Source organism: Antarctobacter sp. (assembly GCF_034670325.1).
Classification (GTDB): Bacteria; Pseudomonadota; Alphaproteobacteria; order Rhodobacterales; family Rhodobacteraceae; genus Antarctobacter.
Genome location: NZ_JAXMNR010000001.1, coordinates 1,078,571 through 1,092,524, shown reverse-complemented (window position 1 = coordinate 1,092,524; position 13,954 = coordinate 1,078,571). Strand labels below are relative to the sequence as shown.

Annotated in this window: 13 protein-coding genes; 6 read left to right on the top strand and 7 right to left on the bottom strand. The window is 60.7% G+C overall.

Annotation, left to right across the window (positions count from 1 at the left end; genetic code table 11):
• Positions 1 to 200, top strand: a 200-nt coding sequence (locus VOI21_RS05225) for a hypothetical protein (protein ID WP_323768374.1), incomplete at its 5' end; no start/stop codon positions are given.
• Positions 201 to 304: 104 nt separating this feature from the next.
• On the opposite strand, the gene msrQ is transcribed toward VOI21_RS05225, so the two are convergent.
• From msrQ to VOI21_RS05200, 5 genes are all read right to left on the bottom strand, one after another.
• Positions 305 to 910 carry a protein-methionine-sulfoxide reductase heme-binding subunit MsrQ gene (msrQ, locus tag VOI21_RS05220; protein WP_323768372.1) on the bottom strand — a complete coding sequence of 202 codons (606 nt, stop codon included), beginning with the start codon at positions 908 to 910 and terminating at the stop codon, positions 305 to 307.
• The gene (locus VOI21_RS05215; protein ID WP_323768370.1) at positions 907 to 1,119 is read right to left on the bottom strand and encodes a GDCCVxC domain-containing (seleno)protein; all 213 of its coding nucleotides are present in this window, start codon (positions 1,117 to 1,119) and stop codon (positions 907 to 909) included. Before VOI21_RS05215 ends, msrQ begins: the two co-directional genes overlap by 4 nt.
• Positions 1,116 to 2,051, bottom strand: coding sequence for a protein-methionine-sulfoxide reductase catalytic subunit MsrP (gene msrP, locus VOI21_RS05210; protein ID WP_323768369.1), 936 nt, complete (start codon positions 2,049 to 2,051; stop codon positions 1,116 to 1,118). The genes VOI21_RS05215 and msrP overlap by 4 nt, the downstream gene beginning before the upstream one ends.
• A gap of 196 nt (positions 2,052 to 2,247) precedes the next feature.
• Positions 2,248 to 3,714, bottom strand: coding sequence for an aspartate aminotransferase family protein (locus VOI21_RS05205; RefSeq protein ID WP_323768367.1), 1,467 nt, complete (start codon positions 3,712 to 3,714; stop codon positions 2,248 to 2,250).
• A 204-nt stretch (positions 3,715 to 3,918) separates the two neighbouring features.
• Entirely contained in the window at positions 3,919 to 5,475 is a 1,557-nt protein-coding gene (locus VOI21_RS05200) for an FMN-binding glutamate synthase family protein (RefSeq protein WP_323768365.1), read from the bottom strand.
• Positions 5,476 to 5,592: 117 nt separating this feature from the next.
• Here VOI21_RS05200 and VOI21_RS05195 point away from each other — a divergent pair, with 117 nt between their 5' ends.
• The 4 genes from VOI21_RS05195 (at position 5,593) to VOI21_RS05180 (ending at position 9,148) form a co-directional block, all read left to right on the top strand.
• Positions 5,593 to 6,036: a DUF302 domain-containing protein gene (locus VOI21_RS05195; protein WP_323768363.1), complete on the top strand. Its 444-nt coding sequence runs from the start codon at positions 5,593 to 5,595 to the stop codon at positions 6,034 to 6,036.
• A gap of 264 nt (positions 6,037 to 6,300) precedes the next feature.
• Positions 6,301 to 6,783, top strand: a complete 483-nt coding sequence (locus tag VOI21_RS05190; protein ID WP_323768361.1) for a fasciclin domain-containing protein — start codon at positions 6,301 to 6,303, stop codon at positions 6,781 to 6,783.
• 123 nt (positions 6,784 to 6,906) lie between these two features.
• Positions 6,907 to 7,755 (top strand): ParB/RepB/Spo0J family partition protein, encoded by an 849-nt coding sequence (locus tag VOI21_RS05185; RefSeq protein ID WP_323768359.1) that lies wholly within the window; start codon positions 6,907 to 6,909, stop codon positions 7,753 to 7,755.
• A gap of 286 nt (positions 7,756 to 8,041) precedes the next feature.
• Positions 8,042 to 9,148, top strand: a complete 1,107-nt coding sequence (locus tag VOI21_RS05180; protein WP_323768357.1) for a DNA (cytosine-5-)-methyltransferase — start codon at positions 8,042 to 8,044, stop codon at positions 9,146 to 9,148.
• Here the strand turns inward: VOI21_RS05180 and VOI21_RS05175 are convergent.
• Both VOI21_RS05175 and clpB read right to left on the bottom strand, forming a co-directional pair.
• Positions 9,130 to 9,789 carry a hypothetical protein gene (locus tag VOI21_RS05175; RefSeq protein ID WP_323768355.1) on the bottom strand — a complete coding sequence of 220 codons (660 nt, stop codon included), beginning with the start codon at positions 9,787 to 9,789 and terminating at the stop codon, positions 9,130 to 9,132. The two genes, VOI21_RS05180 and VOI21_RS05175, sit on opposite strands and share 19 nt — an antisense overlap.
• Positions 9,790 to 10,249: 460 nt before the next feature.
• Positions 10,250 to 12,865, bottom strand: coding sequence for an ATP-dependent chaperone ClpB (gene clpB, locus VOI21_RS05170; RefSeq protein ID WP_323768353.1), 2,616 nt, complete (start codon positions 12,863 to 12,865; stop codon positions 10,250 to 10,252).
• 204 nt (positions 12,866 to 13,069) lie between these two features.
• Between clpB and pyrF the strand changes: the two genes are divergently transcribed.
• Positions 13,070 to 13,792, top strand: a complete 723-nt coding sequence (gene pyrF / locus VOI21_RS05165; RefSeq protein WP_323768351.1) for an orotidine-5'-phosphate decarboxylase — start codon at positions 13,070 to 13,072, stop codon at positions 13,790 to 13,792.
• The last annotated feature ends 162 nt before the right edge of the window (positions 13,793 to 13,954 follow it).

Genomic DNA, 13,954 nt, shown 5'->3' with positions numbered 1-13,954 from the left:
GTGCCCCAGACCCGCAAGCAGTTTTTTCCTTTCACACCAACTTTTTTCCAGAAAAGGTCGAAACCCTCATTATATCAACACCTTACAGCGCGCATTTTTTCACCAAAACACACAACCAAACCCCAAATCACCCGACTCAACACCCACATCCAAACTTATCCACAACCTTACTCACATCCCAAACAGCGACTCCCCCATGAATCGCACCCAAACTCAGACAATCCATGACCCAAGAATCAAAAAATCCGCCCTCAAGGGGCGGATTTCCTGTCGGCGCCGAGCCGGGTGGGCAGTTTGAACCGACTCAAGCCACGCGAAACCGAGGCAGAGATCGGACCCGCAACGCCAGCAGGCCAAGAATGACGCCCAGATAGATCAGCGGCTCTATCTGAAAGCCCTTCACCAGCATCACATAGTGTATCCCGCCCAGAACCACCGCCGGATAGGTCAGCCGGTGCAGCCTGCGCCAGCGCGGCCCCAACCGGCGAACGGACCCGTTGTTCGACGTCGCCACCAAGGGGATCATCAGCACAAAGCCCGCCATGCCCACGGTGATGTAGGGACGTTTGAGGATATCAGCCCAGATCTGGCTCAGGATCTGCACGTCCAGCACCAGCCAGACCAGCAGGTGCAGGAACACATAGGTAAAGGTCATGATCCCGATCGTACGCCGGAACTTCAGCAGGTTCACCCCGGCCAGCCGCCGCAGCGGTGTTACCGCCAGCCCGACAATGGCCAGCTGCAAGGCGAATTCGCCCAAGGCGTGTTCCAGCGCCTTGATCGGCTCGACCCCCAGACCGCCGGTGGCCCCCTGATACAGATACCATGGCGCAGGCAGGGCAAGCACAAGGTACAGCGCCCAAGGCGGCACGCTCCGCAAAAGGCGGTTCAGTCGATCCACAAGAGTCATGCGCAACACCCCTTTCCTTCTTGAATCGGGGGACAGGGAATGGTGCCATAAGAACAGTAGACACAGCAGTCGCCTGGTTTCGGACGCACCACCGTTTTGCACGACGGACATTCCCAGAAGAACTGGCAGGCGTCCGTCGGCATTTGCTCTTCGTGGCGCGCGTTGCAGGCCGAGCAGGTCAGGACAGAGATCAACACGAGGTCGGTCAATAGTTCGCCTTCAGGTCCATGCCGTCATAGAGAGCGGCGACCTCTTCTTCGTAGCCATTGAACATCAGGGTCGGCACACGCTTGGCGAACAGCCCGCCTCCGATCTTGCGTTCCGAGGCCTGACTCCAGCGCGGGTGATCCACCTCCGGGTTCACGTTGGAATAGAACCCGTATTCGCTTGGGCCCGCCTTGTTCCACGAGGTCGGCGGCTGTTTGTCCGTCAGGGTGATCCGCACAATCGACTTGATCGACTTGAACCCGTACTTCCACGGCACCACCAGCCGGATCGGCGCACCGTTCTGGTTGGGCATGGGTTTGCCGTACAGCCCCGTCGCCATCAGGGTCAGCGGATGGCGCGCCTCATCCAGCCGCAGCCCTTCGACATAGGGCCAGTCCAGCACCGGATAACGGGTGCCCGGCATTTCCTCAGGGCGGTACACGGTCTCAAACGCCACGTATTGCGCCTCGGGTTTGACCCCGGCAAGGTCCAGCAGGTCGGCCAGTTCAAACCCGTTCCAGGGCACAACCATCGACCATGCCTCGACACAGCGGAACCGGTAGATGCGTTCCTCGACGGTCATCTGGCTGAGGATGTCGCCCAACGCATAGTCGCCCGGCCTGTCCACCAGCCCGTCGATGGTGATTGACCATGGTTCGGTCGTCAGCATGTGGGCGTTCTTTGCCGGGTCGTCCTTGCGGGTGCCGAACTCATAGTAGTTGCAATAAGAGGTGATCTCTTCCCACGCGTTCGGTTCCAGCGCCATGTCGTCCTGCGCCAGCGCGGCCCCGGGCATCCCGGACAGCGCCAGCCCGCCCAGCCCCGCCGCCCCCGCGCCAAGGCCAAGACCGGCCAGCACCTTGCGGCGGTTCATGAAGATGGGTTCCGGTGTCACATCGGAACGGGTCAGCTTGTTTGTCCAGCGCTTGGCCATGGGGTCTCCTCGGGGCTTTCTTTGGACTCAAGATATGCGACCACGGCCTTCCGACAAACCAACGATCTCTCACGTTGCCGTCACGCCAGTGTAACACGTCGCACGCGTCCCGGCGTGCGACGTGTGGGCAAGGTGCGCCTTGCACAGCAAGGTGTCACCGCCCACACCCCCTCCAGTCTGGACGCCCCGCCGCCACTCACCCGCGCACCACCTCGGCGCCGATCCGCAGGACCTCCCGCACCAGCAGGTCCAGATCGTCCCGCCGCGTCCGGTGATTGCAGATCGCGACCCGCAGGCAATGCTGCCCGCCGACTGTAGTATCGGACAGCGCGGCAATCCCCGCCTCCTGCATCCGCAGCATGACTTCCGTGTTCAGCGCCCGCAGATCCCCCTCCGGCACACCCGACGGACGGTAACGAAAGCAGACGATGTTGATCTCTCGCGGCGCCATCATCTCCATCTCTGGCACCGCCCCGATCAGCCCCTCCAGATAGGCCGCCTGCGCGATGTTCTGGTCGATCAACCGGCCGAACTTGTCGACCCCATGTTCCTTGAGCGTCATCCAGACCTTCAGCGCCCGAAACGCGCGCGAGGTTTGCAAGTTGTAGTCGTGCAGGTACTCGTTCGCCGCAATGCCGCGCGGCTTTTCCTCAAGGTACTCGGGATGCACGGCAAAGCTGTCGCGATGCTGTCCGGCGTCCCGGATCAGGGCGCACCCTGCCTCGAACGGCACATGCAGCCACTTGTGCGGGTCCAGCGCCACAGAATCCGCACCCTCAAGCCCCGCCACCAAATGCCTGTTCTTCGGCGCAATGGCGATCAACGCGCCAATGCACCCGTCCACATGAAACCACAGATCCTCTTCGCGGCACAGCGCCCCGATCGCGGCCAGATCGTCGATGGCCCCGGTGTTCACCGTGCCCGCCGTTGCAATCACCGCTGCGGGGCAAAAGCCGCTCCTGCGGTCCTCGGCGATCATGGCGCGCAGGGCATCCACGTTCATCCGAAAATCTGGCCCGGTTGGCACGCGCCGCAACGCCTTGTCACCTAACCCTAACAGTTCCACCGCCTTCTGATGGCAACTGTGCACCTGATCCGACCCGTAAAACCGCAGGGGGCGAGGGATAGCGGCGACGCCTTCGGCCCGCACATCTATCCCAGCTTTGACGTTTCGGGCCGTTGTCAGGCCGATGATATTGGCCATTGACCCGCCACTGACCAAGGTGCCGCTTGCCGTCTCGGGAAAGCCCATCATCTGCTTCAGCCAGGTCACAACCTGCGTATCCATGAACGCGGCGGCATTGTTGCCACCGCCAAGGTTGGACCCGTCGATGGCAGCAATAAACTCGGCCAAGGCCCCGCTGAAGCTGCCCGATCCCATGTACCACATCCAGAACCGCGGATGGATATTGCCCATCGGATAGGGCATCAAAGTCTCGCAAAGCTGCTGATACACCTCTGGTAAATCGCTTGGCCCACGGGGCAGCGGCGCGCAAAAGGCCTCTTTGATCCCGGCAGGAATATCCGACCACAGCGGCCTGTCCCGCACATCCCGCACATGGGCGATGCCATCGTCAACGACCCGGCGGGCCAGATCTTGCAGATCGGTCCACGCGGCCGGATCAAGCGTCTCTTCGGTAAAGTCCTCTTTCTGAACGTCCATAACGCCCCCCCGTTCGAAAATTTTCTTTCAAAAATATCACTCGGCAATAGGTCCAGCCTATCACAGATTGCTGACCGGGCGGCGGCAATTCCCGACCGCCTGACCGGGACCGGGACGGGGCCAGAGCGGGGGGCCAGAGCGGGGAAGCCAGTCAGGAAATTCGGCAGATGCGCCAGACCCGGCACATCTGCCAAAGGGCGCGGGTTATGGGGCCTTCACATCCGCCGCCATCCGGCGCAGCGCCTCTTCGAACATGCGGTTGCCCGCCGCCCCGCCATCGCCCAGCCGGACTGACGGGAATATCTCGTTCATCTGCACCGACGACCCATCGTCCTTGACCACCCGCACATGCCGCCGCCGCATCTGGCGCGGCTCTGCCACGCCGACCGAATGCGCGATGGTCTCAACCTCGCTGATCACCGACTTGGCATAGGCCGCCACGCGCTTGTCCTTCTCCGACACCACCAACCCCTTTTGCAAAGACGGTATGTGTGTCGTGATACCGGTCGGGCAGGTGTTCTTGTTACACTTGAGCGCCTGAATGCAGCCCAGCGAGAACATGAACCCCCGCGCCGAGGTCACAAAATCCGCGCCAAGGCAAATCGCCCATGCCACATCGCCGGGGGCCACCAGCTTGCCCGCCGCGACGATGCGGATGCGGTCATGCAGGCCCGCAAGGTCGCGCAGGTCGACCATGCGGATCAGCGCCTCGCGCAGCGGCAGGCCCACAAGGTCGATCAACGGCATCGGGGCAGCACCCGTGCCACCCTCGCCCCCGTCCACGGTTATAAAGTCCGGGGCGCTTTCCACGCCGCGCTCCTTGACCTTCTTGAAAAAGGCAAACCACGGATCGGCAGAGCCCATACACGTCTTGAACCCGACAGGCTTTCCCGTCACCTCACGGATATGGGCGATCAGGTCCAACAGGTCGTCGAAATCATCCACTTCCCGGTGCCGGTTGGGGGAAATCGCATCCTGCCCCAAAGGCACGCCGCGGATCTTGGACACCTCTTCGTCGATCTTGGCGGCGGGCAGGATGCCGCCCTTACCCGGCTTGGCCCCTTGGCTCAGCTTGATCTCGAACATCTTGACCTCAGGGTGGGCGGCCATCTCGCGCAGTTTTTCGTCGCTCAGGTTCCCCGCCGCATCGCGCACGCCGAATTTCGCCGTGCCGATCTGGTAAACAACGTCACAGCCCCCTTCGAGGTGATAAGGCGACAGCCCGCCCTCGCCGGTGTTCAGCCAGATCCCTGCCTTCTTGGCCCCCCGGCTCAGTGCCTTGACCGCCGGTTTCGAGATCGCGCCATACGACATGCCAGAAATGTTGAAGATCGACGGCGCGGAATACGGCTCACGGCAAAAGGGGCCAATCAGCAGCGGCTCGGTCGAGGCGTACTGGTCATCCAGCGGCGGAAAGACCGCGTTCATGAAAATCGGCGTGCCCGGCACGTTCAGGTTCCGGGTCGAGCCAAAGGCCACCGTGTTCCCCTTGCCGCTGGACGCCCGGTAGATCCAGTTCCGCTGCGCGCGGTTGAACGGCATTTCCTCGCGGTCCATCGCAAAGAAATACTGGCGAAAGAACTCTCCCAGTTCCGTGAACAGGTTCCTGAACCGCCCGATCACCGGATAGTTGCGCCGGATCGCGTCCCCCGTCTGTGTCTTGTCGACGACATACATCACGACGACAACCGCCACCGCGACACCAATCATGAAGACGAAGAACAGCGCCAGATACTGTAGCGCGGCCATCGCGTATTCCATATTCTACCCCCCGAATGTTTTGATATGCCTCAAGGCCCAGGTGTTTCTCTGTCGATACTGTGACACCATCACAGAGGAATGGCAGCCCGTCTGCGTATTTCGTGAAAGGGAGAGTAAATGAGACAGTTTCTTTGCGCCACGGCACTTGCGCTGCTGGCAGGCTCGGCCTTCGCCGAGGGCATCGTCAGCTACGACACCACTGACAGCTTTGACGACGTGGTCTTCGGATTGGAAAACGCCATCCTTGATGAGGGTCTGGTGATCGACGCCGTCAGCCACACCGGCGACATGCTGGAACGCACCAAGGGCGATGTCGGGTCGGACGTGACCATCTTCACCCATGCCGACATCTTCAGCTTCTGCTCGGCCAGACTCAGCCGCGAGGTGATGGAGGCGGACCCGATGAACGTGGTCTTCTGCCCCTACGACATCTTCGTTATCGTCCGCCCGGAAACCCCCGACACCACCACCATCGGCTTCCGCAGCTACCCCGACGGCGAGATGAAAAAGATCGAGGCCCTGCTCGACGGCATCGCCCGCGCCGCCATCGGTCTGGAATAGGCGCACAGCCCCCGAAAATCGGACCGCGTCCCGGGCTTGCCCCGGGACCTCCGCCCTTCAAAATCGCGCCGGATCACCCTTAATGCGCCGCCTCTGCATCACATAAATGTCAGTGGAAACCGCACGCGCCCCCGGCTTAGAAAATCCGCCCCCCAGATCAAGCCTCCGCCGCAAAAATCCCCACTGATCCATCCCTCCACACGGCCCGTAGACCTTTTCGATGTGACAGACACATTACAACCACGGCTCCAAGGAGGACCACTCATGATCCGCAGAACTTTTCTCGCCGCCACAGCTGCACTCGCCCTTGTCACCACACCCGCGCTTGCCGGCGGCCACTCAATGGACATCGTCGATACCGCCAAAGAGGCCGGTTCCTTTGAAACCCTGCTCGCCGCCGCAACCGCCGCAGGTCTGGTCGACACGCTGAAAGGAGACGGCCCCTTCACCGTCTTCGCCCCCACCGACGCCGCTTTTGCCGCCTTGCCTGAGGGCACGGTTGAGACCCTGCTCATGCCCGAGAACAAGGATCAACTGGTCTCGATCCTCACCTACCACGTCGTCGCCGGTAAGGTCATGTCGACCGACCTCACCGACGACATGATGGCGACCACCGTGCAAGGCACCGACATCATGATCGACCTCGACAATGGCGTCATGGTCAATGAGGCCACCGTCGTCACCGCCGACATCGAGGCCTCGAACGGCGTCATCCACGTCATCGACAAGGTGATCCTGCCGAAATAACCGCACCCCCAAAAGGCCCGCCCCCGCGCGGGCCTTTTCCTACCCCACCGCATGCACCACCGCCCGCAGCCGCAACGCCCCCTTGGCCCGCGCCATACTCGCGCCCGCACAAAGGAGGCTCCCATGACAGACATCATCCACCACATTGCCCTGACCGACATCGACCCCGGCGCGCTGCCCCGCGACCGCAGTTGCGCCGACCCCGACGCCGACTATGAGCTGATGCAATCCATCTTCATCGACGGTCTGCGCCAGCCCATTGAGGTCTGGGAGTTCTCGCAGCCGATGCAAAGCGGCAAACGCTACGGGCTGATTTCCGGCTTTCGCCGCCTCGCCGCCTGCACCACGCTGGAAAAACCGACCATCGCCGCGCTCCTGCGCACCCCCGAGAGCATCCCCAAGGCCGTCACCGCCATGGTGGCAGAGAATGAGATGCGCAGCCAGATCAGCCCGTGGGAAAAGGTGCGCCTGATTCTGCAATGTCTGCGGGAAGAGATCTTTGCCACCCCTGACGAGGCCATCGCCGCGCTCTTTCCCACGTCCTCGCGCCAGAAAACCGCCCGCCTGCGCGGCCTCATACCGGTGGTGCAGTGTTTTGACCGCCTGTTGAACGCGCCAGAGCGGTTGACCACCCGGCGGCTGGATCAACTGACGGCGGCGATGAATGCAGGCTATGAGGATCTGCTGCTGAACGCCCTCTCCCCCTTCCCGCGCACCGCCGCGCCGGAAACCCAGTGGGAGGCGCTGGCCCCGGTGCTGCAAGAGGCGCTCAACCCCCGGCCCGCCGATCCGGCCCCCGGCACGAGCGGCGACCCCCGCCGCATCCGCACCATCCGCAACGGCCTGATCATCCGCCGAGAACTCACCCGCACCGGCTGGATCCTGCGGTTTACAGGCCGAGAGGCCAAGTCGCCGGGCATCATCGACGACGTGATGGACTATGTGGAACTGCATTTCGGCAAAGAGGTGTGAAGGGGGTGCTCCCCGCTGCCGTAGGGTGGCGGGGGGGGGGGCGAACGGCCCGTTGCGGCCATTGAGCGATACTATGCCATGCTGCAAGAGCAGCCCGCTGACCGGACATTCGCTGCGGGCGCAAAGCTGGAACCTGTCGAGCCAGGAGCCTACTAGCAGGAGAGAGGCCACGCCTAGGAACGCGGTCGCACGTTCGAAACAGTTGGGCGCACATCCTGCTTGATCAACGGAATCTCAACATCTAACGTGCGAACATAACAAAAACAGAGCTAGGGTTTGAACGGTCATGAGCTACACGCATATCCGTTGGGACATTTCCGAAGACCGACGCACCGAATATGCGATTTCGTCCAAAACCTCGCAACTGGCGCGAAAGACTGCTGACGCTGTTGCAGCCAAAGCGGAAGCTGTTGAACTCAGCCCTAGGTACGCACCAGAAGCCGATATGAAGCAACTGAAACGCCTTTCGGTGAAGACGCTTTCCTTGTTTAGTGGAGGTGGCGGTTTGGACCTCGGTTTTGATCGGGCTGGGTTCACGCACTACGCTTCATACGAAATCCTGAAATTTGCTGGCGAAACGCTTCGGAGCAATAGGCCCAAATGGAAGGTGTTTTCCGGAGAAAATGGCGACGTTACTCGTCAAGACTGGAAGTCACTTCTGGGCACCGTTGACATGGTTCACGGCGGGCCTCCATGCCAGCCATTTTCGATTGCAGGGCGCAGAATGGGGAAAAACGACGCCCGCGATATGTTCCCAGAATTTGTGCGATGCGTTGATGAAATTCGGCCAAAAGCGTTCATGGCAGAAAATGTTCCTGGATTCCTGAGCGCCAAATTTTCTGCTTATCGCAAAGGGCTATTCACTGAACTTGCGAAATACTATGAAATCACGACTTTTGTAGTATCATCGGATGAATTCGGGGTTCCGCAGGCGCGGAAACGGGCAATATGCATCGGTGTGCGCCGTGACCTGGGGAAGAAATTCGATCACGTGACTATTCGGAAAGCTTCAGACAAGCGGGGCGTCCAGAGCGCGTTGGGATTGAGCCTGACTTCTAAAGATGGTCCGGCGCCGACTCTAAGGTCAACGCTGACAGGACCCAGACAAACCACCTCTATTGCAAACAGCACGGCGTCTGTTGTGCGTTGGAAAGAGTATGGCATTTGGCCTCATGGGATTTCACCCAACGCTACGGTCGCGCGATCATTTCCGACAAAGGATGGGACGTATCGGATGTGCGTAGAGGAGTGCCAGATAATTCAGGGATTCCCTCTGTCTTGGGAGTTTTACGGGGCAGTTTACCAGCGCTTGGGAATGATTGGGAACTCTGTTTGCCCACCCGTTGCTTACGCGTTGGCGAAAGCCTTGAGAGATCAGGTTTTTAATGATTGACGAATGAGCTTTCGAAGCTCTGCGGGGTGGTCCGCAGTGATCTTCGGAAAGGTTTCCAAGACTTGCTTTGGGATGTGCGGATTGTTCAAAGTGCTACCGCGCTCAATCACGTATTTGCATCGGAGTTGAAGAATTTCAAGCATCCGTCCCGGTGAATAGCCTTTTTCGCTGTCGTGAAATTCTTTGTATTGAGCCTGAGAGAATTGCTTCTTGTGTACTTTCTTGGCGTCCTCAATGGAATAAACACTTTTATCACCGCAAAGACGCTTCAAGTCGTCTATATCGACCATCTTTGACGCAATGTCGGCAAGGGCGTAATCAAGGCTGATGTAATCCCTTTTTTCGTTGATCCACGCCGACATCATTTTTGGTGACGCGTAACGTGTGTACATAAGCGCCTTGCCGCTTTTCGTGTAAAACCCGAATATCCAATGCTTATCTGCCCACTTGTTAATGTGGTTCATGCCAAAATCACGGACAGTTGTGACGCTACCCTTTGTGGTGCTTTTCAGCTCAAATTCTATGTGGTGCCCGTCAATATCCAGCTCTGCGTCAGTCCCATCCCTAGATCGCCCCGTTGGTCGCTTTAGATCAAATAACTCGATTTGTTCTTCTTCGCGCCTGTCGTCTTGAACCGACATACTGCCCCGCATCGTTTCTGATTTTGCAGCAATCTAGCTACTATCGCCAAGGGTAATCAAGTGCAATGCTCACTTCCGGTGGCTTACGGGCATTCTGGGAAAGGTACGCGGCTCCTCATCCGAAAGTGCGCCGTCTGTAGCAAGGGCTGCGAAGTCCACAGGGCGCACTGGCCCAAGCGTACCTCAGCGTCGTCACGATGTTAATGTCCGCTCTTTTGATCCTAGCGGAGACCGTGGGTTGTCGCTGCGTATGACCGCTTTCCGCTCAAACCACGCAAATCAACCAACACTTAAGCGCTCCCCCGGGGCTCCGCCCGTTCGGGCCTCGAACGCCCTAACAAATCGTAAAAACGTCTCTGTAACCCATTGATTTATAACACCCCCAAAGCTGTCCACATGTGGACACGAAAAAAGGCGGGGTTTCCCCCGCCTTTCTGGTAAAGCTTTCGAGTCCCCAAAATCAGTGGACCACGGCATCGTCCGGCTTGGGCCTGTTCGAGGCCCCCACCCGGTCGCCGATGATCAATCCATCAGCCCCAGCCGACACCACGACCAGATCGCCATCCGCCACGTCGCCAGCCAAAAGCATCTCAGCCAGCGGATTTTGCAGCGCCCGCTGGATCACCCGTTTCAAAGGCCGCGCGCCGAACACGGGGTCATACCCCTCATCCGCCAGCCAGGCCTTGGCCGCATCGTCCAGCTCCAGCCGGATCTTCCGCGCCGCCAGCCGTTTGAGCAGCCGAGACAGCTGAATATCCACGATGCCCGACATATCCTCCCGCTTGAGCCGGTCAAAGATGATCGTCTCATCCAGTCGGTTCAGGAACTCTGGCCGGAAATGCGCCCGCACCGCGTCCATCACGTCCCGCCGCGCCTGCGAGGAATCCGCCCCCTCAGGCAGTTGGCTCAACGCCTGAGACCCAAGGTTCGATGTCAGGATGATCAGCGTCTGCTTGAAGTCCACAGTCCGCCCCTGCCCATCGGTCAGCACCCCATCGTCCAGCACCTGAAGCAGCACGTTGAACACGTCCGGGTGCGCCTTCTCGACCTCATCGAACAGCACGACCTGATACGGACGACGCCGCACAGCCTCGGTCAGCACGCCGCCCTCATCATAGCCCACGTACCCCGGAGGCGCCCCGATCAGACGGGCAACCGCGTGTTTCTCCATGAACTCGGACATATCAATCCGAACCATCGCGTTGTCATCATCGAACAGGAACTCCGCCACCGCCTTGGTCAGCTCGGTCTTGCCGACGCCGGTGGGTCCGAGGAACAGGAACGACCCCAAGGGGCGGTTCTCATCGTTCAGACCCGCACGCGCCCGACGCACCGCGCTGGACAGCGCCGTCACCGCCTGGCTTTGGCCGATCACCCGCTTGTGTAGGGCATCCTCCATCCGCAGCAGCTTTTCACGATCACCTTCCAGCATCTTCGAGGTCGGAATACCGGTCCAGCGCTCTACAACGCTGGCGATATGTTCCGGCAGCACCGCCTCTTCGACCATGACATCGCTTTCGGCCCCTTCGGCCTCTGCCAATTGACGCTCCAACTCCGGAATACGCCCGTATTGCAGCTCACCCGCCTTGGCAAAGTTGCCGTCCCGCTTGGCCGACTCCAGTTCGGCGCGCAGGTGGTCCAGCTCTTCCTTGATGTCGCGAGCCGAGGCGAGCTTATCCCGCTCCGCCTGCCAGCGGGCCGTCATCTCGGACGATTGCTGTTGTAGTTCGGACAGGTCCTTTTCCAGCTTGGCCAGACGGTCCTTGGAGGCCTGGTCGTCCTCCGTGCGCAGCGCCTCGACCTCGATCTGCTTTTGCAGGATGTCGCGGTCCAAAGCGTCCAGTTCCTCGGGCTTGGAATCCACCTCCATCCGCAGACGGCTGGCGGCCTCGTCCATCAGGTCAATCGCTTTGTCCGGCAGGAACCGGTCGGTGATATAGCGGTGCGACAGCGTCGCCGAGGTCACAAGAGCCGCGTCCGAGATCCGCACACCGTGGTGCAACTCGTACTTTTCCTTGATGCCGCGCAGGATACTGATCGTGTCCTCGACTGTCGGCTCCTCAACCATCACCGGCTGGAAACGCCGCGCCAAAGCCGCGTCCTTTTCGACGTGCTTGCGGTATTCGTCCAGCGTGGTCGCGCCAACGCAGTGCAACTCACCCCGCGCCAGCGCCGGCTTCAGCAGGTTTGACGCATCCATCGCGCCGTCCGCCTTGCCCGCGCCAACAAGCGTGTGCATTTCGTCGATGAACAGGATGATTTCACCGGCGGCAGAAGTTACTTCCGACAGAATCGACTTCAACCGCTCTTCGAACTCACCGCGGTACTTTGCGCCGGCAATCAACGCGCCCATGTCCAGCGACAACAGCTTTTTGTTCTTGAGGCTTTCGGGCACGTCGCCGTTGACGATCCGCAAGGCAAGGCCCTCGGCAATCGCGGTTTTACCCACGCCCGGCTCACCAATCAGGACCGGGTTGTTCTTGGTCCGGCGGCTGAGCACCTGCATGGTGCGGCGGATTTCCTCATCCCGACCGATGATCGGGTCGATCTTGCCCTCGCGGGCACGCTCGGTCAGGTCGAGTGTGTATTTCTTCAGCGACTCGTATGTGTCTTCTGCGGTGGCGGTATCCGCCGTGCGCCCCTTGCGCACGTCGTTGATCGCCTCGTTCAGCTTTTGCGGCGTGACATTGCCCGCCTCAAGCGCCTCTTTGGCGGGGCTGCGCACCATTGCCAGCGCGGTCAGCATCCGCTCAACCGGGACATAGCTGTCGCCTGCCTTGCTCGCCAGCTTTTCGGCCTCGTCCAGCACCTTGCCGGTGGCGGAATCGAGGTAAACCTGACCTGCATCGCCTGACACTTTTGGGATCTTGGCCAGCTTGGTGTCCAGAACCTGCACAACCCGGTCCGGCGCGCCGCCGGAGGCCTTGATCAGGTTGCTGGCCATGCCCTCTTCGTCATCCATCAGGGCCTTGAGCAGATGCTCGGGGGCGAGCTTTTGGTGGCTTTCGCGCATCGCGATCGTCTGCGCAGCTTGAATGAACCCGCGCGCACGTTCGGTGAACTTCTCCAAGTTCATAGTGTATCTCCTTCCAGCAAGCGCCCCTTTGAATGCGCCGCGCCTGCCGTGCAGCACGCGGTCCCGTCGAGGCCTCGACATCAAGATGGCCCCGCCAAGCGCCCGGTTCAAGAGAGCGCCGTTGCAAAATGGCAACGCAAGCTGTCTTGACCTTGCCGCCGCAGGCTTTCATGAAACCTCAACCAGCCCCCGGAGGAAATATGCATGTCTGATGACCGTTTGATCGTAGCCCTCGACGTGCCGAACGTGATTGCCGGTCTCGACCTTGTCGAGCGGCTGGGCGACGCCGTTTCCTTTTACAAAATCGGGCTGGGGATGCTGACGGGCGGCGGGCTGGCGCTGGCCAATGAGCTGAAGCATGAGCACGGCAAGCGCATCTTTATCGACCTGAAGCTGTTTGACATCGGTGCCACGATTGAGGCGGCTGTGCGCGGGGTGGCGCAATTCGATCTCGATTTCCTGACCGTGCACGGCGACCCCTATGTGGTGCGTGCCGCTAAGGAGGGGGCCGCCGGGTCCCAGACCAAGATCCTTGCCGTCACCATCCTGACCTCGCTTGACCGCACCGATCTGGACGGCGCTCTGATCAAGGACGGTAGCATCGCCGATCTGGTGACAGAGCGCGCGGGTCGCGCGCTTGAGGCCGGGGCGGACGGGGTGATCTGTTCCCCCAACGAAGCGGCGCTGGTGCGGGCGCTGCCGCAGGCAGAGGGCCGCCTGATCGTGACGCCCGGCGTTCGCCCCTTTGGCGCGGATGTCGGCGATCAGAAACGCATTGCGACCCCGGCACAGGCGGTCAGAGATGGCGTCGACCACATTGTTGTCGGTCGCCCGATCCACCGCGCACCCGACCCCCGCGCCGCTGCGCAGGCGATCCTGACCGAGATGGTTTCGCCCCAGGCGCAGCGTGCCAACGGCGCGCGTTAAAGACTCTGCGCAATCTGACGTGGTCTGAAACGCCTGAACGCCGGGTTGGTTCCGGGCCTGCACCCGCTTGGCATAGCGCCGCCGATTCTGGTGTGACTGGGCGGATTTTCGCCTAAAAAGCACCAAAAGCGGGGAATTCCTGACCTGTGCCCCTGATGGAAC

What these genes read in the sequence shown, in the direction of transcription:
- msrQ (WP_323768372.1), bottom strand. Translation starts at nt 910, where the DNA reads ATGACTCTTGTGGATCGACTGAACCGCCTTTTGCGGAGCGTGCCGCCT.
- msrP (WP_323768369.1), bottom strand. Translation starts at nt 2,051, where the DNA reads ATGGCCAAGCGCTGGACAAACAAGCTGACCCGTTCCGATGTGACACCG.
- VOI21_RS05205 (WP_323768367.1), bottom strand. Translation starts at nt 3,714, where the DNA reads ATGGACGTTCAGAAAGAGGACTTTACCGAAGAGACGCTTGATCCGGCC.
- VOI21_RS05200 (WP_323768365.1), bottom strand. Translation starts at nt 5,475, where the DNA reads ATGGAATACGCGATGGCCGCGCTACAGTATCTGGCGCTGTTCTTCGTC.
- VOI21_RS05195 (WP_323768363.1), top strand. Translation starts at nt 5,593, where the DNA reads ATGAGACAGTTTCTTTGCGCCACGGCACTTGCGCTGCTGGCAGGCTCG.
- VOI21_RS05190 (WP_323768361.1), top strand. Translation starts at nt 6,301, where the DNA reads ATGATCCGCAGAACTTTTCTCGCCGCCACAGCTGCACTCGCCCTTGTC.
- VOI21_RS05185 (WP_323768359.1), top strand. Translation starts at nt 6,907, where the DNA reads ATGACAGACATCATCCACCACATTGCCCTGACCGACATCGACCCCGGC.
- VOI21_RS05180 (WP_323768357.1), top strand. Translation starts at nt 8,042, where the DNA reads ATGAGCTACACGCATATCCGTTGGGACATTTCCGAAGACCGACGCACC.
- VOI21_RS05175 (WP_323768355.1), bottom strand. Translation starts at nt 9,789, where the DNA reads ATGTCGGTTCAAGACGACAGGCGCGAAGAAGAACAAATCGAGTTATTT.
- clpB (WP_323768353.1), bottom strand. Translation starts at nt 12,865, where the DNA reads ATGAACTTGGAGAAGTTCACCGAACGTGCGCGCGGGTTCATTCAAGCT.
- pyrF (WP_323768351.1), top strand. Translation starts at nt 13,070, where the DNA reads ATGTCTGATGACCGTTTGATCGTAGCCCTCGACGTGCCGAACGTGATT.